General features: G+C 59.4%; 18 protein-coding genes. 12 read left to right on the top strand and 6 right to left on the bottom strand.

Features of this window, described 5'->3' with window-relative positions:
• Positions 1-53 precede the first annotated feature (53 nt).
• Positions 54-1,181: an NAD(P)/FAD-dependent oxidoreductase gene (locus tag AC1DQM_RS16075; protein WP_477746489.1), complete on the top strand. Its 1,128-nt coding sequence runs from the start codon at positions 54-56 to the stop codon at positions 1,179-1,181.
• A gap of 93 nt (positions 1,182-1,274) precedes the next feature.
• Positions 1,275-1,916: a helix-turn-helix transcriptional regulator gene (locus tag AC1DQM_RS16070; RefSeq protein WP_018927115.1), complete on the top strand. Its 642-nt coding sequence runs from the start codon at positions 1,275-1,277 to the stop codon at positions 1,914-1,916.
• 86 nt (positions 1,917-2,002) lie between these two features.
• Here AC1DQM_RS16070 and AC1DQM_RS16065 read toward each other — a convergent pair whose 3' ends face one another.
• The 6 genes from AC1DQM_RS16065 to AC1DQM_RS16040 form a co-directional block, all read right to left on the bottom strand.
• Positions 2,003-2,779, bottom strand: a complete 777-nt coding sequence (locus AC1DQM_RS16065) for an ABC transporter substrate-binding protein (RefSeq protein WP_477746488.1) — start codon at positions 2,777-2,779, stop codon at positions 2,003-2,005.
• 238 nt (positions 2,780-3,017) lie between these two features.
• Positions 3,018-3,470, bottom strand: a complete 453-nt coding sequence (moaE, locus tag AC1DQM_RS16060; RefSeq protein ID WP_019581100.1) for a molybdopterin synthase catalytic subunit MoaE — start codon at positions 3,468-3,470, stop codon at positions 3,018-3,020.
• 3 nt (positions 3,471-3,473) lie between these two features.
• Complete coding sequence (gene moaD / locus AC1DQM_RS16055) at positions 3,474-3,716, bottom strand: molybdopterin converting factor subunit 1 (protein ID WP_086944731.1); 243 nt, start codon at positions 3,714-3,716, stop codon at positions 3,474-3,476.
• On the bottom strand, positions 3,713-4,186 hold the full coding sequence (moaC, locus tag AC1DQM_RS16050) for a cyclic pyranopterin monophosphate synthase MoaC (RefSeq protein ID WP_086944730.1): 474 nt from the start codon (positions 4,184-4,186) through the stop codon (positions 3,713-3,715). Before moaC ends, moaD begins: the two co-directional genes overlap by 4 nt.
• Before the next feature lie 155 nt (positions 4,187-4,341).
• On the bottom strand, positions 4,342-5,733 hold the full coding sequence (locus AC1DQM_RS16045) for a PhoH family protein (RefSeq protein WP_018927120.1): 1,392 nt from the start codon (positions 5,731-5,733) through the stop codon (positions 4,342-4,344).
• 335 nt (positions 5,734-6,068) lie between these two features.
• Positions 6,069-7,193, bottom strand: coding sequence for a polysaccharide deacetylase family protein (locus AC1DQM_RS16040; protein ID WP_477746487.1), 1,125 nt, complete (start codon positions 7,191-7,193; stop codon positions 6,069-6,071).
• 295 nt (positions 7,194-7,488) lie between these two features.
• Between AC1DQM_RS16040 and yaaA the strand changes: the two genes are divergently transcribed.
• From yaaA to AC1DQM_RS15990, 10 genes are all read left to right on the top strand, one after another.
• The gene (gene yaaA, locus AC1DQM_RS16035) at positions 7,489-8,268 is read left to right on the top strand and encodes a peroxide stress protein YaaA (RefSeq protein WP_064620184.1); all 780 of its coding nucleotides are present in this window, start codon (positions 7,489-7,491) and stop codon (positions 8,266-8,268) included.
• Between the two features lie 835 nt (positions 8,269-9,103).
• A complete protein-coding gene (locus tag AC1DQM_RS16030) occupies positions 9,104-10,420 on the top strand; it encodes a nucleotide sugar dehydrogenase (RefSeq protein ID WP_064620187.1) in 1,317 nt (438 codons plus the stop codon).
• A gap of 199 nt (positions 10,421-10,619) precedes the next feature.
• A complete protein-coding gene (gene alg8 / locus AC1DQM_RS16025; protein ID WP_370741111.1) occupies positions 10,620-12,101 on the top strand; it encodes a mannuronan synthase in 1,482 nt (493 codons plus the stop codon).
• Positions 12,102-12,136: 35 nt separating this feature from the next.
• Positions 12,137-13,306: an alginate biosynthesis protein Alg44 gene (locus AC1DQM_RS16020; RefSeq protein ID WP_018927125.1), complete on the top strand. Its 1,170-nt coding sequence runs from the start codon at positions 12,137-12,139 to the stop codon at positions 13,304-13,306.
• A gap of 9 nt (positions 13,307-13,315) precedes the next feature.
• The gene (algK, locus tag AC1DQM_RS16015; protein WP_477746486.1) at positions 13,316-14,740 is read left to right on the top strand and encodes an alginate biosynthesis TPR repeat lipoprotein AlgK; all 1,425 of its coding nucleotides are present in this window, start codon (positions 13,316-13,318) and stop codon (positions 14,738-14,740) included.
• Entirely contained in the window at positions 14,737-16,224 is a 1,488-nt protein-coding gene (locus tag AC1DQM_RS16010; RefSeq protein WP_064620190.1) for an alginate export family protein, read from the top strand. The genes algK and AC1DQM_RS16010 overlap by 4 nt, the downstream gene beginning before the upstream one ends.
• A 26-nt stretch (positions 16,225-16,250) precedes the next feature.
• Positions 16,251-17,852: a mannuronan 5-epimerase AlgG gene (algG, locus tag AC1DQM_RS16005; RefSeq protein WP_477746485.1), complete on the top strand. Its 1,602-nt coding sequence runs from the start codon at positions 16,251-16,253 to the stop codon at positions 17,850-17,852.
• A 10-nt stretch (positions 17,853-17,862) separates the two neighbouring features.
• Positions 17,863-19,314 (top strand): alginate O-acetyltransferase, encoded by a 1,452-nt coding sequence (locus AC1DQM_RS16000; protein ID WP_018927129.1) that lies wholly within the window; start codon positions 17,863-17,865, stop codon positions 19,312-19,314.
• A gap of 11 nt (positions 19,315-19,325) precedes the next feature.
• The gene (locus AC1DQM_RS15995; RefSeq protein ID WP_477746484.1) at positions 19,326-20,459 is read left to right on the top strand and encodes a mannuronate-specific alginate lyase; all 1,134 of its coding nucleotides are present in this window, start codon (positions 19,326-19,328) and stop codon (positions 20,457-20,459) included.
• Positions 20,460-20,713: 254 nt separating this feature from the next.
• A complete protein-coding gene (locus tag AC1DQM_RS15990) occupies positions 20,714-22,279 on the top strand; it encodes an MBOAT family O-acyltransferase (protein ID WP_477746483.1) in 1,566 nt (521 codons plus the stop codon).
• Positions 22,280-22,282 lie beyond the last annotated feature (3 nt).

The following is a 22,282-nucleotide window of genomic DNA, read 5'->3' as shown; positions in this document are numbered from 1 at the left end:
TCCCACAGGGATCCCCAACAATTTCGGCATTTACGCCCCATCAGGAGACGTTCATGAGCCAGGCAGACTTCATCATTATCGGCGGCGGGATTGCCGGTGCTTCCACCGGTTTCTGGCTGTCGCAGCACGGACGGGTGATTGTGCTCGAGCGCGAATCCCATCCGGCCTATCACTCCACCGGACGCTCGGCGGCGCTCTACACCGCTGCCTACGGCACGCCCCAGGTTCGGGCATTGACCCTGGCCAGCCGCGATTTCTTCGATGCACCACCGCCCGGTTTCTGCGAACACCCGCTGCTGACCCCGCGCGGTGAGATGACCGTCGACTTCACGGGCGACCCGGCCGAGTTGAACAATCAATACCTGAGCGCCAAAGCCACCGTGCCGCAGATGCAACTGCTCAGCGCCGACGAAGCCTGTGCGCGTCTGCCGATCCTGCGTCGGGAAAAAGTCCATGGCGCGATCTACGACCCGACCGCCAGCGACATCGATACCGATGCCCTGCACCAAGGCTATCTGCGCGGTATCCGGCGCAATAAAGGCGAGGTGCATACCGACAGTGAAGTGCTGAGCCTGACCCGGGATGCCGAAGGGCTGTGGCAGGTTCAAACCGCCACTCAAACCTTCAGCGCCCCGATCATCATCAATGCCGCCGGCGCCTGGGCCGACAAGGTTGGCGAGCTGGCCGGTGCACGGCCTCTGGGCCTGCAACCCAAGCGCCGGGCAGCCTTTATCTTCGCCGGCCCCGAGGGCCTGGATAGCCATGACTGGCCAATGCTGGTCAGTCTCGATGAATCGTTCTACATGAAACCCGACGCCGGCATGTTCCTCGGCTCACCGGCCAACGCCGACCCGGTGGAACCGCACGACGTGCAGCCCGAAGAACTGGACATCGCCATGGGCATCTACCAGATCGAAGAGGCCACCACCCTGACCATCCGCCGCCCGACCCGCACCTGGGCCGGCTTGCGCAGTTTCGTGCACGACGGGGATTTGCTGTCCGGCTTCGATCAACACGTACCGGGCCTGTTCTGGGTGGCGGGACAAGGCGGCTACGGCATCCAGACGTCACCGGCCATGGGCCAGGCCAGTGCTGCACTGGTACGCGGCGAAGCCTTGCCCGAACAGCTCACCCGTTTCGGCCTGGACGCCGCGATGCTCTCCCCCGCCCGCCTGGGTTGATCCTGATCCTCAGGTGACGTGCCCACACGATTGCGGCAAACTTCCAGTGCCCCTTTTTAAAGGGGCACTGACGCTGGCCTGGAGCTCCACTGTATGAACGCACCCGAAAAAAACTCGGCCCTGGACAATGTGTCCATGGACAACTTCCGCGCGATTGCCGATGCCATCGCCACGTTGTTCTTCCCTCACGCCGAGGTGGTGCTGCACGACCTGCGCACACAAAAGGTCGACTACATCGCCAACAACCTGTCCAAACGGGAAATTGGAGACGACTCGTCGCTGGAGGACATGCTCAGCGAAGAGGTCAGTGAACGAAATATCGGGCCGTACGAAAAGCTCAACTGGGACGGCCAGAAGATTCGCAGCCTCAGCAGCGTGCTGCGCGACAGCGAAGGGCAACCGCTGGCAGTGCTGTGCATCAATCTGAATATCTCGTTGTTCGAGAACGCGAAGGCGGCACTGGATTTGTTCCTGTCGCCGACCAAGCTGATTCCGCAACCGGACTCACTGTTTCGCGATGACTGGCAGGAACGGATCAACACTTTTCTGCATGCCTGGCTGCGCGAGCGCCAGTTGAGCCTGAATGTGCTGACCCGCGACCACAAACGCGAACTGGTGCTGGCGCTGCACGCCGAAGGCGCCTTCAAAGGCAAAAGCGCCTCCAACTACGTGGCCAATGTGCTGAACATGGGCCGGGCGACGGTGTACAAGCATTTGAAGGAATTGAAGGGCTGAAAATCAAAAGATCGCAGGCTGCGCCAGCTCCTACAGAGAAATGTGGTCCTCTTTAGGAGCTGCCGAAGGCTGCGATCTTTTTCCGATCAATCGCCGTAGATGTCGGACTTGAAGTACTTCTCCGAAATCTTCTGGTATTCGCCATTGGCGCGAATGCCGTCGATGGCCGCGTTCAGTTCACTGACCAACTCGGTGTTGCCCTTGCGCACGGCAATCCCGGCGCCCTCACCCACGTATTTCGGATCCTTGAGTTCCGGCCCGATAAAGGCGTAACCCTTGCCGCGCGGCATGGACAGGAAATCACTCAATGGAATGGTGTCGGCAAAAATGGCATCGAGGCGACCTGCCGCCAGGTCCATGTAGATTTCTTCGTTGTTGCCGTAACGCTTGACGTTGATGCCCTTCGGTTCGAAAACCTCGGTGGCGTAACGGTCGGTAGTGGTTGCGCGTTGAACGCCGACTGTCTTGCCCTTGAGGCTGGCGTACTGGTCATCGACCGCCGCGCCTTCCTTCATCACCAGTCGCGATGAGGTGAAGTAGTACTTGTGGGTGAAATCCACCGACTTCTTACGGTCTTCATTGATGGTCATGGACGACAGCGCCATGTCGATTTTCTTCACTTTCAGGGAAGGAATCAGACCGTCGAATTCGCCTTCGACCCACACACACTTGACCTTCATCTGCGCGCACAGGGCGTTGCCAATGTCGTAGTCGAAACCGACAATTTCACCTTTGTCGGTTTTCGATGCGAACGGCGGATAGGCCGCTTCAATACCGATGCGCAGGCTTTTCTCGGCAGCGAACACGCTACTGCACGCCAACAGGCTCAGGGCCAGACCGGTGATGAGGGGGAATTTCTTCATGTTCGTTCTCTCGCGGGTTGTTGTTGGTTTGGCAAGACAGAAGAAAAAGCTGAAACAGGGAACGCCTTTTTTGTACTTATAAATCCATACTGTACTTTTATGTATTAACCGTCAATCGGGCGCATACAGATCTTCCAGCCTCTGGTCGGGAGGGGAATCAGTGGATTTTTGGGTGATGCAGAAGGCCTCTTCGCGGACAAGTCGGACCGCGAAGGCGTATTCGAAAGCACTGGAGGAATTACTGCTTCCAGCGATCCGCCGCCGCATGATCGCTGTCGCGCCCTTCAACCCAGCGCGCGCCATCACGGGTGTTTTCTTTCTTCCAGAATGGCGCGCGGGTTTTCAGGTAGTCCATGACAAAGGCGCAGGCATCGAACGCTGCCTGACGGTGGGCGCTGGCGGCACCGACGAAGACGATCGGCTCGCCCGGCTCCAGCGCGCCGATGCGATGCAGCACTTCCAGCTTCAACAGCGGCCAGCGCTGCTCGGCCTCCGCGGCAATCTTGCCCAGGGCTTTTTCGGTCATGCCCGGGTAGTGCTCCAGAAACATCCCGGCGACGTCGAGGCCGTCATTGAAGTCGCGTACGTAGCCGACAAAACTCACCACCGCACCGACGCCCACATTGGCCGCGTGCATGGCGTTGACTTCAGCGCCCGGGTCGAACGGCGTGGGCTGCACACGAATCGCCATGGCTCAGCCCCCGGTCACGGTTGGAAAGAAAGCCACTTCATCGCCATCGCCGACCGGTTCATCGAGCTGGCAAAGGTCTTCATTGCGGGCGCACATCAGGTTCTGCTCGCTCAACACCTCGGCGCCTTCACGTTGGGCCAGCAGCGCACGCACATCGTCGACCGTGGCGAAATCACCTTCAACCTTCACCGAATCCACGCCGAGCGCCTCACGGTAACGGGCAAAAAACTTCACGGTAACCTTCATGACTGATCCGCCTGGTAATGACCGCTCTTGCCACCGAGTTTCTCCAACAGGCGCACGCTCTCGATGGTCATGCCGCGGTCCACGGCCTTGCACATGTCATAGATGGTCAACGCCGCGACACTGGCGGCGGTCAGCGCTTCCATCTCGACGCCGGTCTGCCCGGACAACTTGCAGCGCGCCACGATGCGCACGGTGTCGTCGCCTTCGGCACTGAGTTCGACCTTGACGCCGGTGAGCATCAACGGATGGCACAGAGGAATCAGATCGCTGGTTTTCTTCGCCGCCTGGATGCCGGCGATCCGCGCCACGGCGAACACATCACCCTTGGGATGACCGCCGCTGACGATCAACTGCAGGGTTTCGGGCAGCATGCGCACCAGCGCTTGGGCCGTCGCTTCGCGGAACGTCACGGCTTTTTCGGTGACGTCGACCATATGGGCGCGACCTTGGGAATCGAGATGAGTCAGCACAGCGTTACTCCTGATCAGGAGCATCGATTGTAAACCTGCGGGTCAATTTTCCGCACGCACGATTATCCGATCGACATGCCTCGCTTCTACAGAGGAAATGCGAGACACAAAAAACGGGGCGACCCGTGAGGTCGCCCCGTTTTTGTGGTTCAAGGTTACAGATGCGATTCGGCGTATTCGGCCAGAATCGAACGTGGCACCCCTTGCAGGGTGATGTGTACACCGTTGGGGAAGTCTTTGAAGCGTTCGGTCAGGTACGTCAGCCCGGAGCTGGTCGCGGACAGGTAAGGGGTGTCGATCTGCGCCAGGTTGCCCAGGCACACCACTTTGGAACCGGCGCCAGCACGGGTGATGATGGTTTTCATCTGGTGCGGCGTGAGGTTCTGGCATTCATCGATCAGGATCAGACTCTGCTGGAAGCTACGGCCTCGAATGTAGTTGAGGGATTTGAACTGCAACGGCACTTTGCTGAGGATGTAGTCAACGCTGCCATGGGTGTTTTCGTCATCCATGTGCAAGGCTTCGAGGTTGTCGGTGATGGCGCCCAGCCAAGGCTCCATCTTTTCCGCTTCGGTGCCGGGCAGGAAACCGATTTCCTGGTCGAGCCCCTGCACGCTGCGAGTGGCAATGATGCGCCGGTAGCGCTTGCTGACCATGGTCTGCTCGATGGCCGCCGCCAGGGCCAGGATGGTTTTGCCGGAACCGGCCGCGCCGGACAGGTTCACCAGATGAATGTCCGGATCGAGCAAGGCGTACAGCGCCAGGCTTTGATAGATGTCACGCGGTTTCAGGCCCCAGGCTTCCTGGTGCAACAGAGGCTCCTGATGCAGGTCGAGGATCAATAACTTGTCGACCTGGATTTCCTTGATCCAGCCGACAAAGCCCTGTTCGTCGATGATGAACTCGTTAACGTGCACGGCAGGCAGGTTGTCGATCAGCTGCACCTGATGCCAGGTGCGACCATGATCCTGCCGGGTTTCGACTTTGCTCACCCGGTCCCAGAAGGAGCCGGTCATGTTGTGGTAACCGTTGGGCAGCAACGAAACGTCGTCGACCAGTTGGTCGGTACTGTAGTCCTCGGCCGCGATCCCACAAGCCCGGGCCTTGAGGCGCATGTTGATGTCTTTTGTGACCAGCACCACGGGCAGTTTTGCATCACGCGCGCGCAGGTCGATCAGCTGGTTGATGATGATGTTGTCGTTCAGGTGCTCGGGCAGAATGATGTTCGGCTCGGCACGCTTGCTCATCAGAATTGACAGCAAGCCCTTGGGCCCGCCCTTGCCACGCTGGATCGGAACGCCGAGTTCGACGTCTTCGGGGCTGGCATCGCCCAGGGTCTTGTCGATCAGCCGAATGGCCTGGCGGCATTCCGCTGCAACGCTGTGAGGCCCGCTCTTGAGCTTGTCCAGCTCTTCAAGCACGGTCATCGGGATCGCGACGTGGTGTTCTTCGAAGTTAAGCAGGGCGTTTGGATCGTGAATCAATACGTTGGTATCGAGTACATAAAGGATTGGCTGGTTGGAAGGGCTACGTCCGTGATCATCCATACTCGGTCACCTTTGTGGGAGCCAGTCGACGCAATACCATGACAGTGCTGCGCCTCGAAGTGGCCACCGAAATCACCTGCTCAGACTCAAGTGATTGCAACCCAAACGGAGTCTTGGAAGACGCCACCTGTGTTGCAGGTTTCGGCGGTCTGTCTTCGTAATACTCCAAAACACATGACAGAAAAAAGCACTTTGACGTTTTTTTGAAGTTTATTTTTCAGAATGACCAATAGCACTTGGCGGACTGCCAGCACCCCGCTAAAGTCGGAAGTCCGCCTGCATCGAAATCTCCTCCAAAAACGTCCCTGCCCCAATGTTTACGGGCTTTCCCCGTTTCAGCGAAACGCGTCCTGACAGTTTTCCCAACCGATCCCGCTTGGCGCCGTTTGCGTGATGAGCCAGGGCATCGCGGTTTTCAGCGCGTCCTGCTTCACATTGAAGTTGATCACCCCGTGCCGCCACAGCAGCATCAGGGTCAGCACCCGTTGCGCACTCTGGCTGCCCTTGAGCTTGCCGGCGCCGTCCTGGGCATCGATGTCCCACAATGCCACCTGCAAACCCTGAGACCTGAAGAAGCCTTCAGCATCGGACCGACGCTGGCCATCGGGCGGACGAAACAGCGGCACGTAATTCTCCGGCAGCTTGCCCTTGACCAGCTCGGCGCTGCGCCGCACCGAGTCCTGCCAGTCTTGCCAGTGGCTGTGGGAACGGAACTCCCAACCCTGCACACCAACGCATTGCTGCGAATAGGTCCCTTGCAGGCTGGTCGCCGAACCTTCAGCCAGACGGGCCTGGATGTCCTTGCCGAGGACGAAGAACGTCGCGCTCATGTTCGATTTGCGCAGGTACTCGGTGACCCAGGCAGTGTTATCCGGCACGGCATTGGCAGCGCTGTCGAAGGTCAGCAGGAACAGGCGGTCATTCATGGCATCGCCATTGCGCTCATAGTCGCCAAAACGATCGACTTCGCTGCTGGTCTGCGGGAACAGCGCCGCCTTGCGCAATTGCTCATCGAGGTACTGGGCATGGAACAACCGGCTCGGCTCGGCCCACTTGATGTAGTAGCTGTCGTTGCTGATCTGAAACTTGGCCGCTTGCTCACGCAAGCTATCCATGTCCTCGACGAGGAAACAGAAAGAGGCATCCTGATCGCAACTCTGCTGGGCGAAGTTGTAGTTGCTCAGCAACCGCTGCCACATGCGTTGGCGCAGGTGGTTGACCGACTCCAGATTGACGGTGCGCAGGCCCAGGCGTTGAGCCAGGCTTGCTTCATCGAGCGATTCGCTGGCGAGCAGGACGCGGGCGAACATGAGGATTTCGGCCCGGGAGGCAACGTCGAACAGGGTCGGGTTGCTGAGCCGCTCAGGCCAGGTGCTGCGATCCAGCGTCGCCACATCGCCTGGCGCCGCCTGGGCAACGAAACTCAACAGCGAGGCGAAGAATAGAAAAACGATACGCAATGGGATGTCTCCATAACAAAACCCGCGCGGCACTATAGCCGATCCCCTGTGGCGAGGGGGCTTGCCCCCGTTGGGTTGCGAAGCAGCCCCCAAAACTGCGTCCCCCATTCCTTCAGATAGAACGCAAGTGTCGGTTTGCGACCGCTTCGCGATCGAACGGGGGCAAGCCCCCTCGCCACAGGATCGCCTTCTGCCACAAAACTTGGCGACACCACCGATCACCTATGACACCCATAGCTGGAGTCAACACAGACAACCCCCTAGAATCGCCCCCACGATTAAAGGAGCCGACTTCATGCTGATGGTGATTTCCCCCGCCAAGACCCTCGATTACGAAACACCGCCGGCGACCCAGCGCTTCACTCAGCCGCAATACCTCGACCACTCCCAGGAACTGATCCTGCAACTGCGCGACCTGACACCGGCGCAGATCAGCGAGCTGATGCACGTCTCCGATAAGATTGGCGGCCTCAATGCCGCACGTTTCGGCAGCTGGACCCCGGCCTTCACCCCTGCCAACGCCAAGCAGGCCTTGCTGGCATTCAAGGGTGACGTGTACACCGGCCTGAATGCACAAACCTTCAGCGAAGCCGACTTCGATTACGCCCAGCAGCACTTGCGCATGCTCTCCGGCCTGTACGGCCTGCTTCGCCCTCTGGACCTGATGCAGCCCTATCGGCTGGAGATGGGCACCAAGCTGGCCAATGCCCGTGGCAAGGATCTGTATGCCTTCTGGGGCACGCGGATCAGCGAATGGCTGAACGAAGCGCTGGCCGATCAGGGCGACGATGTGCTGCTGAACCTGGCCTCCAACGAATACTTCTCGGCGGTCAAACGCAGCGCCTTGAACGCGCGCATCATCAATACCGAGTTCAAGGATTTGAAGAACGGCCAGTACAAAATCATCAGTTTCTACGCGAAAAAGGCCCGCGGGATGATGAGCCGCTTCGTCATCGAAGAACGCATCAATGACCCGGTCGCCCTCCAGCAGTTCGATGTTCAGGGTTATCGCTACAGCAGCGAACAGTCTAAACCGGACAATCTGGTGTTCCTGCGCGATCACGCACCGGAGTAACCAGACCCGCACTCAATTCGCGCACGACACCAACAACTTCGTCGTGCGCTACCCCTTCGATCCTCGAACAATCCCCGCCCTTTTCGCCGGCTTATTGGCGCCAAAAAACAAGCACTCGATTTTCTAACTTTTGTTTCACTCGACTTTGCTGATTTTTTTCAGTAGTGGCACTGAAAATTTTTGTGAGTAGTGGCAAAAAAGTACCCAAGGCAATAATCACCCTATATATAAAGGGCGAAACGGCAAGTGCTATCAATATGAAAGCAGTGCCATCTTTTTCAATATTTCAAGAAATTCCAGAAATCGCGATGGGTGGACTGGAACTATGTCCAAATGCGTCGCTCATACCACCCGTAACGATTCTCTCGGCGAACGTACGAGATAACTTACACAGAGAAGCGGTCCCGATAGCGAAGTTGTCATATTAACTTGAACTTATGGATCACTTGTTTGGGCAACACATGAAGGACAGGAGATAACGCATCATTAATATCCCCTACAAGGCCACGGCTGCGCCCCTATAAACGTGCTCACCCGAGCACCCAACCGCTTGATTTACGGGCTTCTGGCCTGGCATTGAGCGCGCAAGACCTTTGCACGAACGTCCTCTGATTAGAGGGTCGGCTGCATAACAGGGCACGTCATAACAATAAGGCCTGGTTGCGCACTTCTTGAGTGCACTTATTTAGACACTCGGAACTTAGTATGCCTGCACCCGGCATTGTGACGCCTTTAAGGCCGCACTTGCGAGTGCATTATGACCGCTGAACACCATTAACTCCGGCCATGTAATGGCTTGTTGAACACAGTCTTGATTAACTGAGAGGTAAATGCGATGCGCATCAGCATATTTGGTTTGGGTTACGTCGGTGCAGTCTGTGCCGGTTGCCTGTCTGCACGGGGCCATGACGTCGTTGGCGTCGATGTTGCCAAAGACAAGATCGATATGATCAACGCCGGTCGTTCGCCGATCGTTGAACCTGGCCTGGGCGAACTTCTGAAACAGGGCATCGAGACTGGCCGCCTGCGCGGCACGACCAACTTCGCCGAGGCGATTCGCGACACCGACCTGTCGATGATCTGCGTCGGCACGCCGAGCAAAAAGAACGGCGACCTGGAACTGAACTACATCGAGGCTGTGTGCCGCGAAATCGGTTTTGTTCTGCGTGACAAAACCACCCGCCACACCATCGTCGTGCGCAGCACTGTGTTGCCGGGCACCGTGGCAAACGTGGTCATCCCGATTCTCGAAGACTGCTCCGGCAAGAAAGCAGGCGTCGACTTCGGCGTTGCCGTGAACCCTGAGTTCCTGCGTGAAAGCACCGCGATCGCCGACTACGACCAGCCGCCAATGACCGTCATCGGCGAGTTCGACAAGGCTTCGGGCGACGTTCTGCAATCGCTGTACGAAGAACTCGACGCACCGATCATCCGCAAGGACATCGCCGTTGCCGAGATGATCAAGTACACCTGCAACGTGTGGCACGCCACCAAGGTGACCTTCGCCAACGAGATCGGCAACATCGCCAAGGCTGTCGGCGTCGATGGTCGTGAAGTGATGGAAGTGGTCTGCCAGGACAAGACACTGAACCTGTCCCAGTACTACATGCGTCCTGGCTTCGCATTCGGCGGCTCCTGCCTGCCGAAAGATGTGCGCGCCCTGACCTACCGCGCCGGTTCCCTGGACGTCGAAGCACCACTGCTCAACTCGCTGATGCGCAGTAACGAGTCCCAGGTGCAGAACGCGTTCGACATCGTCTCCAGCCACGACAAACGCAAAGTCGCCCTGCTGGGCCTGAGCTTCAAGGCCGGCACCGACGACCTGCGCGAAAGCCCGCTGGTCGATCTGGCGGAAATGCTGATCGGCAAGGGCTACGACCTGAGCATCTACGACAGCAACGTCGAGTACGCCCGTGTCCACGGTGCGAACAAGGATTACATCGAGTCGAAGATCCCTCACGTCTCGTCCTTGCTCAACTCGAACTTCGAGGAAGTGATCAACAACTCCGACGTGATCATCCTCGGCAACCGTGATGAGAAATTCCGCGCCCTGGCACTGGAAGCACCGCACGGCAAGCAAGTGGTCGACCTGGTCGGCTTCATGTCTCAAGCCACCAGCGTCAGCAAGCGCACCGAAGGTATCTGCTGGTAACACGCCTGTAGGAGCTGTCGAGTGAAACGAGGCTGCGATCTTTCCCAGCTCACTTGAATCCCAAGCGAAAGATCAAAAGATCGCAGGCTTCGCCAGCTCCTACAGGGATTCTGGCGTTATCCAAACCGGGTGGCGCCAGTTTTCACAAGCCTGCCTTAACCCAATCGGGCTCCGCCCGAGATCGAGACGGATGCAGATTATGCACAGGCTAAAGCACGGCCTACTTCAGGCCGCCGGTTGGCTGTTTTACCTAAGTTTATTAATGGGCATCGCCCTGGCGTTGCCTCCGTCCACGTTCGACTCCGAGTCGAAGGACTTCATCTTCCTGATCGGTATCGTCGGTATCTGGCGCTACTCGATGGGTGCCACGCACTTTTTGCGCGGCATGCTGTTTCTGTACGTGGTCTACCCGCACCTGCGGCGCAAAGTGCGCAAGCTGGGCAAAGAGGCAGACCCGTCCCACGTGTTCCTGATGGTCACCAGCTTCCGTATCGACGCGCTGACCACCGCGCAGGTCTACAGCTCGGTGATCCGCGAGGCCATCGACTGCGGCCTGCCGACTACCGTGGTGTGCTCCATCGTCGAAATGTCCGATGAGCTGCTGGTCAAGAGCCTCTGGAAACGCATGAACCCACCGACACGGGTCAAGCTCGACTTCGTGCGCATTCCCGGCACCGGCAAGCGCGATGGCCTGGCCTATGGTTTCCGCGCCATCTCCCGCCACCTGCCGGACGACCGTGCCGTGGTTGCAGTGATCGATGGCGACACCGTGCTGGCCGAAGGCGTCGTGCTCAAGACCGTGCCGTGGTTCCAGCTGTTCGGCAATGTCGGCGGCCTGACCACCAACGAGTTCTGCGAAGTGCGCGGCGGCTACATCATGAGCGAATGGCACAAACTGCGATTCGCCCAGCGCCACATCAACATGTGCTCCATGGCCCTGTCCAAGCGCGTGCTGACCATGACTGGCCGGATGTCGGTGTTCCGCGCCACCGTGGTCACCAACCCGGACTTCATCGCCGACGTGGAAAGCGACTCGCTGCAACACTGGCGCCTGGGCCGCTTCAAGTTCCTGACCGGTGACGACAAGTCGAGCTGGTTCAGCCTGATGCGCCTGGGTTACGACACGTTCTACGTGCCCGACGCCGCGATCCATACCGTGGAACACCCGCCGGAAAAGAGCTTCATCAAGGCCAGTCGCAAACTGATGTTCCGTTGGTACGGCAACAACCTGCGGCAGAACTCCCGCGCCCTGGGCCTGGGGATGAAACGCCTCGGCCTGTTCACGTCAGTGGTGCTGTTCGATCAGCGCGTGTCGATGTGGACGTCCCTGCTGGGCCTGACGGTGGCGCTCATCGCCACCTTCAAGTACGGCACCGCGTTCATCCTGGTTTACCTGCTGTGGATCGGCATCACCCGCCTGATCCTGACCCTGTTGCTGTCCTGTTCCGGTCACCGGATCGGCCCGGCATACCCGGCCATTCTCTATTACAACCAGATCGTCGGCGCGCTGGTGAAGATCTACGTGTTCTTCCGCCTCGATCAACAATCCTGGACTCGCCAGCCCACTTCTCTGACCCGTGATCTCGCCAGCTTTCAACGTTGGTTCAACACCTGGTCGTCTCGGACCATGACCTTCTCCGCCGGCAGCATCTTTGTCGCCGTGCTGCTGATGATGGTCTGACCGAACTCGCCTGAATTAACTAGGAAATCGCCCATATGAATACCGCCGTCAACAGCAACGTAGTGCACGAATCCGAAGCCCAGCGCCAACACGCCCGTGTGAAAATTCCGGCCAAACTGCGTTTCTTCGGCCCTGACCGGACCCCGGTCGAAGCCCGGGTCATCGACCTTTCCGCCGGCGGCCTGGCGTTCAACGCCGGTCAGTTGCCGCTGAAGGTCGGCGATGTGCACAAGGCCCGCCTGCAATTCGTCATCGACAACCTCGGTCTGGCCATGGACGTGGAATTGCAGATCCGCTCCGTCGACCGCCAGACCGGCCGCGTAGGTTGCCAGTTCCAGAACCTGGAACCCCGGGACATTTCCACCCTGCGCCACCTGATTACTTCGCACCTGGCCGGTGACATCGTCAGCGTGGGTGAAATGCTCGCAACCCTGCAACGCGACAACTTCACCAAGGCGCGCAAGGTCAAGGACGGCGGTCATGGCATGACCGCGCTCGGCCGTCTGAAAGCGGTGACCTTCAGCGCCGGTATCTTCGTGGTCGGCCTGGTGGCGTTCGGTTTTATCTTCAAATCGGTGTACGGCATGTACTTCGTCAGCCACGCCCAGGCTGGCCTGGTCAGCGTGCAAGGCATGAACATCACCATGCCGCGCGACGGCACCGTGCAGAGCCTGATCAAGGCTGACGGCGTTGCCGCCAAAGGCGCCCCGCTGGCGACCTTCAGCACCAGCATGCTCGACGTACTCAAAGGCCATCTGGACGAAAACCAACTGCAACCGTCCAAGGTTGAAGAGCTCTTCGGCAAGCAAATGACCGGCACCCTGACCTCCCCGTGCGATTGCACCGTGGCCCAGCAACTGGTGGCTAACGGTCAATACGCCAACAAAGGTGACGTGATCTTCCAACTGGTGCCACGCAATACCGAAGCCAACGTTGAAGCACGCTTCTCCTATCGCCAGTTCGGCGACGTGCGCCCAGGCACCACGGTCAGCTTCCAGATCGCCGGCGAAGACCAGACCCGTACCGGCAAGATCGTCAGCAGCACCAGCCTGAAAAGCGAAGACCTGTCATCCGATATCCGCGTGCAGATCAAACCTGACGAGCCGCTGGACAGCGCACTCGCCGGTCGCCCGGCGGAAGTGAACAGCACCCGTGGCCCGAACCTGAACTGGCTGATCAATAAAGCCATGGCCGCCGGTCTTTAAACAGAGGACATGCCCGTGACGACTCCACAAATCCTCAGAACACCGCGCACCCACATAGGATCACTGTGTGCAGTTGCACTGGCCGTAAGCCTGGCCGGTTGCGCCGGCCTGCCCGACCAGCGCCTGGCCAATGAAGCCCTCAAGCGCGGTGATACCACGCTGGCGGCGCAGAACTATCAGCAACTGGCCGACCTGGGCTACAGCGAAGCCCAGGTTGGGCTGGCCGACATTCAGGTCGACAGCCGCGACCCGGCGCAGATCAAAAAGGCCGAGGCGACTTACCGCGCCGCAGCCAGCGTCTCGCCGCGTGCTCAGGCTCGCCTGGGTCGCCTGCTGGTGGCCAAACCTGGCGCCACCGAAGCCGAACACCACGAAGCCGAGGCACTGTTGAAGAAAGCCGCGACCAATGGCGAAGGCAACACCCTGATCCCGTTGGCGATGCTGTATCTGCAATTCCCGCACAGCTTCCCCAACATCAACGCACAGCAGCAGATCAGCCAATGGCGCGCCGAAGGCAAACCGGAAGCAGGTCTGGCCCAGGTGCTGCTCTATCGCACCCAGGGCACTTACGACCAACACCTGAATGACGTGGAAAAGATCTGCAAAGCAGCGTTGAACACCACCGACATCTGCTACGTCGAACTGGCCACGGTCTATCAGAAACGTGGCCAGCCCGAACAACAGGCCGAGTTGATCAAGCAGATGCAGGCTGCTCACAGCCGTGGCACCGTCTCCGCGCAACGGGTCGACAGCGTGGCCCGCGTGCTGGGCGATGCGAGCCTGGGCAAGACCGACGAAAAAACCGCTCAGTCGCTGCTCGAAGGCATCGCCCCGGGCTACCCGGCGTCCTGGGTCAGCCTGGCGCAATTGCTCTACGACTTCCCTGAACTGGGCGACGTCGACACGATGATGAAGTACCTGGACAACGGCCGCGCCGCCGACCAGCCGCGCGCCGAACTGTTGCTGGGCAAGCTCTACTACGAAGGCAAGATGGTGCCGGCCGACGCCAAGGTCGCCGAAGAGCACTTCAAGAAAGCCCTCGGCCGGGAAGTCGCCGCCGATTACTACCTCGGCCAGATTTACCGTCGCGGTTACCTGGGCAAGGTCTATCCGCAGAAAGCCCTGGATCACCTGCTGACCGCTGCGCGCAACGGCCAGAACAGCGCCGATTTCGCCATCGCCCAACTGTTCTCCCAAGGCAAGGGCACCCGGCCCGACCCGGTCAACGCTTACGTCTTCAGCCAATTGGCCAAGGCTCAAGACACCCCGCAAGCCACTGAGCTTGCGCAAACACTCGAAGCGCAACTGCCGCCTGACCGGCTGGCCGAGGCCCAACGCCTGCTCAAACAAGAGCAAGCCATTCGTAGCACCGTGAGTCCGGACACGCTGGAACTGCACGCTTTGCAAGAAGAAGACGGCGAGGAATCCCTATGAAACTCAATCCATTCGTGCAGGCCGGTATTGGCCTGACATTCGCCCTGCTGTGGTCGTGCCCGACCCTGGCGGCCCTGACCGAAGACAAGAACTTCGGTCTCGAAGTCAAAGTTACCGGCCAGTCCGAAAACGACAGTGACCTGGGCACCGCCGGTGGCGGCGACGTTAACGGCGTCGGCCTCGACCTGCGCCCTTGGGTCTATGGCGAAAGCGGCGCGTGGAGCGCCTACGCGATGGGTCAGGCCGTGACGTCCACCGACATCATCGAAACCGACACCCTGCAACAGTCCGACAACAGCGGCACCCAGACCACCGACAGCGGTGATCGCAAGACCAGGAAAAACTACCTGGCGATGCGCGAGTTCTGGGTCGGTTACAAGGGCCTCACGCCTTACCCTGGCGAGATCCTCAAGTTCGGTCGCCAACGCCTGCGTAACGACGACGGCCAATGGCGCGACACCAACATCGAAGCCCTGAACTGGACCTTCGACACCACCCTGTTGCGCGCCAACGTCGGTGTCGCCGAACGCTTCAGCGAATACCGCACCGACCTGAAAGAACTGTCCCCCAAAGACAAGGATCGCCTGCACGCCTACGCCGATGCGGCGTATCAGTGGACACCCGGTAACTGGGTCGGCATTCGCGGTCATCACACCCACGATAACGGCAAGCTCGACTATCCGGAGCCGGGCGTGGCTGGCGATACCCTGGACAAGAAACAGAACGGCGACATCAGCTGGCTCGGCCTCACCGCCGACAGTGATGCCTACAACTGGCGCAACACCAACACCGTCAATTACTGGGGCAGCATCACCGGCATGAACGGCGACCGTGACACGGTCAACCCGTTGAATGCCGACGGCACTCGCCCGGCAGAAGCCAAGCGTGGTGAAGACCTGAACGGCTGGGCTACCGACCTGGGTGTTCGTCTGCGTCTCGATCCGCAGTGGCAAGTCGGTGCAGCCTATGCCCGCGCCAGCGCCGAGTACCAACAGAACGGCCTGGAAAGCAACCGCTCGAACTACACCGGTACTCGCTCGCGGGTTCACCGTTTCGGCGAAGCCTTCCGTGGCGAAATGAACAACATGCAGACCGCTACGCTGTTCGGCTCCTGGATGCTCAACGACGAATACGACGCCAGCCTGATCTACCACAAGTTCTGGCGTGTCGACGGCAACAAGCCGGTGGGCAACAACGGCATCAACGCTGTTGAAAACAACACCGACGACGCGACCGGCGCGATCCTCTCCAGCACCTCCTTGCCGCTGGAAGATGGCAACAAGGACCTCGGTCAGGAAATGGATCTGGTGGTCACCAAGTACTTCAAGCAAGGCCTGTTGCCAGCAGCGTTGAGCCAGTCGATCGATGAGCCTTCAGCCCTGGTGCGGTTCCGTGGCGGTGTGTTCAAGCCCGGCGATGCCTATGGCAAAGAAGTCGACTCGTACATGCACCGTGCGTTTATCGACGTGATCTGGCGCTTCTGATGCAAACCGCGAAGGGAGTGCCCGACATGAACAGCGCCAAGAAAGGCTCGATCAGCCTGCTGGCCGGCGCGCTGCTGCTGGCCAGCGCAGCCGCCTTCGCCACCGTCGAACCGGCCAAGTCTGTGCACCAGCCTGAACAGCAGCGCAAATCGACGACCGTGGCCAAGGGGCTGCAACAGGCCAAGACCTACACCGTCAGCAGCGCGCCAACTGCACCCCTGGACCTGGCCAAGCCGAAACTGCCGGACACTTCTGGCTACACCGCCGAAGCCATTGCCGCGAAAATCGTGCGCACCAAGCCCGGCAAGATCAGCATACGCCGGATGATGCAGGAAGACGCTTTGAAGGACTTCATCGGCGGCGACAACAAGATGGCCGAGTGGGTGGTGCGTCAGCACGGCATCCCGCAGGCGATCTTCGTCGACGACGGCTATATGAACCTCAAGGACCTGACCAAGAAGCTGCCCAAGCAGTACCTCAGCGAAACGTCGCCAGGTGTGTTCCTGGCGAAGTTGCCGATCGTGGTGGGCAGACACGGCATTCTGGAAATCGACAAACAGACCCAGGAACTGCGCCTGTCCCAGGAGGCCGGCTCGTTCCTGGTCAACGACGGTCAGCTGTTTGTGCGTGATACCAAGATCACCGGCTGGAGCGAGAAGGCCAACGGTCCGGCGGCCTTCTCGTCGCCCAAGGAGTTCCGTCCGTTCCTGCTGTCCTGGGGCGGCACCGAGACCTACATCGCCAACAGCAAGATCGCCAGTTTCGGTTACGCCAACAGTAAGTCCTACGGCGTGAGTATTTCCCAATACACGCCGAACATGGCCAAGGTGCTCAAGCGCCCTGAACCGACCGGCTGGATCGTCGGCTCCGAGTTCTCGGACATGTGGTACGGCTTCTACTGCTACGAAACCCGCGATTTCGTGGTCAAGGGCAACACCTACAAAGACAACATCGTCTACGGCATCGACCCCCATGACCGTTCCCACGGCCTGATCATCGCCGACAACACGGTGTACGGAACCAAGAAGAAGCACGGGATCATTATTTCCCGTGAGGTCAACGACAGCTTCATCTTCAACAACCGCAGCTACGACAACCACCTGTCGGGCCTGGTGATCGACCGTAACAGCGTGAACAACCTGATCGCCTACAACGAGATCTACAAGAACCACACCGACGGCATCACTCTCTACGAGAGTGCCGACAACCTGTTGTGGGGCAACAAGGTGATCAGCAACAAGCGTCACGGCATCCGTATTCGTAACAGCGTGAACATTCGCCTGTACGAAAACGTCTCGATGGCCAACGGCCTGACCGGTGTCTACGGGCACATCAAAGACCTGAGCGACACCGACCGGGACATCAAGCTCGACCCGTTCGATGCCGAAGTGTCGCTGATCGTGGTCGGTGGTGAACTGGCTGCCAACGGCAGCGGACCGCTGTCGATCGACTCGCCGCTGAGCGTGGAGTTGTATCGCGTGTCGATGCTCGCACCGACCAAAACCAGCGGCATCAGCTTCTCGGGAATTCTCGGCGAGCGTCAGGATGAAATTCTCGACCTGCTGGTGCGCCAGCAGAAAGCCGTGCTGATCGACCCTGTCGAACGCCAGACCGAAATGCGGGACTGAGGATAATTTTATGCACCCACACTTGATCAAATTACTCAGCCTGTCGGCCCTGACTGCGGGCATTCTCGCGGCCAGCACTGGCGTGCGTGCCGAAGACGCCAAGGCACCGAGCTTCAGCGCCGAGCCGTGCTGCAGCCTGTGCCCGGCAGCCCACGACCCGAAGAACTACACCACCCGCTATCAGCAGAACTTCACCACGCTGGTGCAGGCCCAGGGCGACTGGCTGTTCCGTACCCAAGAAGACTTGCGCACCGAGTTCGACACCACACCCGCCGGCTACAAACGCCTGAAACAACTGCACGATGCGTTCAAGAGCAAAGGCGTGGAGCTGGTCATCGTTTACCAGCCGACCCGTGGCCTGGTGAACCGCAACAAGCTGAACCCGGAAGAAAAAGCCAAATACGATTTCGACAAGGCCCTGACCAACTACAAGACCATGCTCGGGCGCTTCGCGCAGATGGGCTACGTGGTCCCCGACCTGTCACCACTGACCAACGAATCGCTGCCCGACACCCTGCCCGCCCACGATTTCTACTTCCGCGGCGACCAGCACTGGACCCCGTATGGCGCCCAGCGCACCGCGAAGATCGTCGCCGAGAAGGTCAAGCAGTTGCCGGCCTTCGCCGACATTCCCAAGCGTGAATTCGAGACCCATAAGTCGGGTCGCATGGGCAAGACCGGAACGTTACACAACATGGCGGGTCAACTCTGTGGCACCAGCTACGCGATCCAGTACATGGATCAGTTCACCACCGAGCCCAAGGGCGAAGCAGCGGATGGCGATCTGTTCGGTGAATCCGGCAACCCGGAAATCACCCTGGTCGGCACCAGCCACAGTGGCAAGAACTACAACTTCGCCGGTTTCCTCGAAGAGGCCATCGGCGCCGACATCCTCAACGTGGCATTCCCCGGCGGTGGCCTGGAAGGTTCGATGCTGCAGTACCTGGGCAGCCAGGAGTTCCAGACCAAGCCTCCGAAAATTCTCATCTGGGAATTCTCGCCGCTTTATCGCCTCGACCAGGAAACCATCTACCGCCAGATGATGGCGCTGCTCGACAACGGTTGCGAAGGCAAGGATGCACAGATGAGCAGCAGCGCCATGGTGAAGCCGGGCAAAAACGAACTGTTGGTCAACAGCAAGAACCTGGACCTGCGCAACAGCGACCACCAGGTCGACATCCGCTTCGCCGATACGTCGGTGAAAACCTTGCATGCCACCCTCTGGTACATGAATGGGCGTCATGAGGACATCAAGATCGAGAAACCGGAAACCTCCGAAACCGACGGGCGTTTCGCCTTCGAGTTGCGCACGGACGAAGACTGGGCCTCGCAGAATCTGCTGGCCGTTGAAGTCCAGGGGCCTGAAACACCAGGTGCTGCGCCGCAGAAAGTCGAGGCGAAAATCTGCAAACGTAACGTGTTCTCCGGCACCGGGCAGCGTACTGCTCAAGCCGGGCAATGAGGCTAGCTCTTATGAACTGCATGCAAACCCGAGCTTTGAAAAAGTTACTCGCACCTTCCCTGCTGGCTCTGGCGATGTTCGCTGGCGCCACTCAGGCCGCCGCACCACTGCGCCCGCCTCAAGGGTATTTTGCGCCTGTGGATAAATTCAAGACCGGCGACAAGAGTGAAGGCTGCGACGCAATGCCGACGCCGTACACCGGCGCCCTGCAGTTTCGCAGCAAATACGAAGGCTCCGACAAGGCCCGTTCGACTCTGAACGAGGAATCGGAAAAGGCCTTCCGCGACACCACCGCCGACATCACCAAGATCGAGCGCGGCACCAGCAAGCGAGTGATGCAGTTCATGCGTGACGGTCGCCCGGAACAACTGGAATGCACCCTCGACTGGTTGACCGCCTGGGCCAAGGCCGATGCATTGATGTCCAGGGACTTCAACCACACCGGCAAGTCCATGCGCAAATGGGCGCTGGGCAGCATGGCGTCGTCCTATATCCGCCTGAAATTCTCTGACTCGCATCCCCTGGCCACCCACCAGGAACAAGCGCAGGTGATTGAAGCCTGGTTCAGCAAAATGGCCGATCAGGTGGTCAGCGATTGGGACAACCTGCCGCTCGAACAGACCAACAACCACTCGTATTGGGCCGCCTGGTCGGTGATGGCCACGTCGGTCGCCACCAACCGCCGCGACCTGTTCGACTGGGCCGTGAAGGAATTCAAGGTCGGCGCCAATCAGATCGATGCCCAAGGCTTCCTGCCTAACGAACTCAAGCGCCAGCAACGCGCCCTCGCCTACCACAACTATGCCCTGCCGCCGCTGGCGATGATCGCCAGTTTCGCCCAGGCCAACGGTGTGGATTTGCGTCAGGAAAACAACGGTGCCTTGAAACGCCTGGGTGATCGCGTGCTGGCCGGCGTGGACGACCCGGATCAATTCGAGAAGAAAAACGGTAAAGGCCAGGACATGACCGATCTCAAGATCGACTCGAAATTCGCCTGGCTCGAACCGTTCTGCTCGCTCTACACCTGCGCGCCGAATGTGCTGGAACTCAAGCACAAGATGCAGCCGTTCAAGTCTTTCCGCCTCGGCGGGGACTTGACCAAGGTCTACGACCCGGCCAACGAGAAAGGCAACAAGGGCTCTTAAAGCTCAGCGCGATCCATTGTGGCGAGGGGGCTTGCCCCCGTTGGGGTGCGTAGCGCCCCCAAAACCTGACAGCGCGGTGACTCAGGCATAACGCGTTTACCGGTTTTACGACTGCTTCGCAGCCGAACGGGGGCAAGCCCCCTCGCCACAGGGTCAGTGTCAGGCATGAATTGAGTAATACACCCCCGGATTTTCGTGGGGGGTTTGGGGGGGCCGTTGGCCCTTGACTGTTGGTTAAACATGGAGAGATCAGGATGGTATTTTCATCCAACGTGTTCCTGTTTCTGTTCTTGCCGATCTTTCTCGGCTTGTACTACTTGAGCGGGCAACGCTATCGCAACTTGCTGCTGCTGATCGCCAGCTACGTGTTCTACGCCTGGTGGCGTGTGGACTTCCTTGCGTTGTTCGCAGCCGTCACGCTGTGGAACTACTGGATCGGCCTGAAAGTTGGCGCCGCCGGTGTCCGGACCAAACCGGCCCAGCGCTGGCTGCTGCTCGGCGTCGCGGTGGACTTGTGCATCCTGGGCTACTTCAAGTACGCCAACTTCGGCGTGGAGAGCATCAACGCGATGATGACCTCGGTCGGTCTGTCGCCGTTCATCCTGACCCACGTACTGTTGCCGATCGGGATCTCGTTCTACATCTTCGAGTCCATCAGCTACATCATCGACGTTTACCGCGGCGATACCCCGGCCACCCGCAACCTGATCGACTTTGCCGCATTCGTAGCGATCTTCCCGCACTTGATCGCGGGCCCCGTGCTGCGTTTCCGCGACCTGGCCGACCAGTTCAACAACCGCACCCACACCCTCGACAAGTTCTCCGAAGGTGCCACGCGGTTCATGCAGGGTTTCATCAAGAAGGTGTTCATCGCCGACACCCTGGCGGTGGTCGCCGACCATTGCTTCGCCTTGCAGAACCCGACCACGGGCGATGCCTGGCTCGGCGCCCTGGCCTACACCGCACAGCTGTACTTCGACTTCTCCGGCTACAGCGACATGGCGATTGGCCTGGGCTTGATGATGGGTTTCCGCTTCATGGAAAACTTCAAACAGCCGTACGTCAGCCAGTCGATCACCGAGTTCTGGCGGCGCTGGCACATCAGCCTCTCCACCTGGCTGCGTGACTACCTGTACATCACCCTCGGCGGTAACCGTAAAGGCACGCTGATGACCTATCGCAACCTGTTCCTGACCATGCTGCTCGGTGGTCTGTGGCACGGCGCGAACATCACCTACATCGTCTGGGGCGCCTGGCACGGCATGTGGCTGGCAATCGAAAAAGCCATCGGCCTGAACACTTCGCCGCGCAGCTTCAACCCGATCCGCTGGGTCCTGACCTTCCTGCTGGTGGTCATGGGCTGGGTGATCTTCCGCGCAGAGAACCTGCACGTCGCCGGTCGCATGTACGGCGCAATGTTCAGCTTCGGCGAATGGTCGCTGTCGGAACTCAACCAGGCCAGCCTCACCGGTCTGCAAGTGGCAACCCTGGTGGTGGCTTACGTGCCCCTGGCGTTCTTCGGCCTGCGTGATTTCTACACCAACCAGCCGCCGGTCAAGACCAAACCTGCGGTGAACATCGAAACCGACGGCCCGGCCGCGGCGACGCCTGGAATGATCAAAGCCGTACCGGGCGACAACCCGGCCAGCATCCACGAGCCGGGTTACACCGTCGGCGTTGAAGCGACTGTGCAACCGGCCTATTGGACCGCCGATTGGTCCCGTTACGTGATGCGCGCCCTGGTACTGCTGCTGTTCATTGCCTCGATTCTCAAACTCTCGGCGCAAAGCTTTTCGCCGTTCCTTTACTTCCAGTTCTGAGGG

Source organism: Pseudomonas sp. 01L34 (genome assembly GCF_056400265.1).
Note: the sequence above shows the minus strand (reverse complement) of the source record. Positions and strands in the feature narration are given on the sequence as shown.

Bases quoted from the DNA above. Each gene is read 5' to 3' on its own strand.
- moaD (WP_086944731.1), bottom strand. From the start codon at position 3,716: ATGAAGGTTACCGTGAAGTTTTTTGCCCGTTACCGTGAGGCGCTCGGC.
- moaE (WP_019581100.1), bottom strand. From the start codon at position 3,470: ATGGCGATTCGTGTGCAGCCCACGCCGTTCGACCCGGGCGCTGAAGTC.
- AC1DQM_RS16065 (WP_477746488.1), bottom strand. From the start codon at position 2,779: ATGAAGAAATTCCCCCTCATCACCGGTCTGGCCCTGAGCCTGTTGGCG.
- AC1DQM_RS16045 (WP_018927120.1), bottom strand. From the start codon at position 5,733: ATGGATGATCACGGACGTAGCCCTTCCAACCAGCCAATCCTTTATGTA.
- yaaA (WP_064620184.1), top strand. From the start codon at position 7,489: ATGCTGATGGTGATTTCCCCCGCCAAGACCCTCGATTACGAAACACCG.
- AC1DQM_RS16000 (WP_018927129.1), top strand. From the start codon at position 17,863: ATGCACCCACACTTGATCAAATTACTCAGCCTGTCGGCCCTGACTGCG.
- AC1DQM_RS15995 (WP_477746484.1), top strand. From the start codon at position 19,326: ATGAACTGCATGCAAACCCGAGCTTTGAAAAAGTTACTCGCACCTTCC.
- AC1DQM_RS16030 (WP_064620187.1), top strand. From the start codon at position 9,104: ATGCGCATCAGCATATTTGGTTTGGGTTACGTCGGTGCAGTCTGTGCC.
- AC1DQM_RS16070 (WP_018927115.1), top strand. From the start codon at position 1,275: ATGAACGCACCCGAAAAAAACTCGGCCCTGGACAATGTGTCCATGGAC.
- alg8 (WP_370741111.1), top strand. From the start codon at position 10,620: ATGCACAGGCTAAAGCACGGCCTACTTCAGGCCGCCGGTTGGCTGTTT.
- AC1DQM_RS16075 (WP_477746489.1), top strand. From the start codon at position 54: ATGAGCCAGGCAGACTTCATCATTATCGGCGGCGGGATTGCCGGTGCT.
- algK (WP_477746486.1), top strand. From the start codon at position 13,316: ATGCCCGTGACGACTCCACAAATCCTCAGAACACCGCGCACCCACATA.
- AC1DQM_RS16010 (WP_064620190.1), top strand. From the start codon at position 14,737: ATGAAACTCAATCCATTCGTGCAGGCCGGTATTGGCCTGACATTCGCC.
- AC1DQM_RS16020 (WP_018927125.1), top strand. From the start codon at position 12,137: ATGAATACCGCCGTCAACAGCAACGTAGTGCACGAATCCGAAGCCCAG.
- algG (WP_477746485.1), top strand. From the start codon at position 16,251: ATGAACAGCGCCAAGAAAGGCTCGATCAGCCTGCTGGCCGGCGCGCTG.
- AC1DQM_RS15990 (WP_477746483.1), top strand. From the start codon at position 20,714: ATGGTATTTTCATCCAACGTGTTCCTGTTTCTGTTCTTGCCGATCTTT.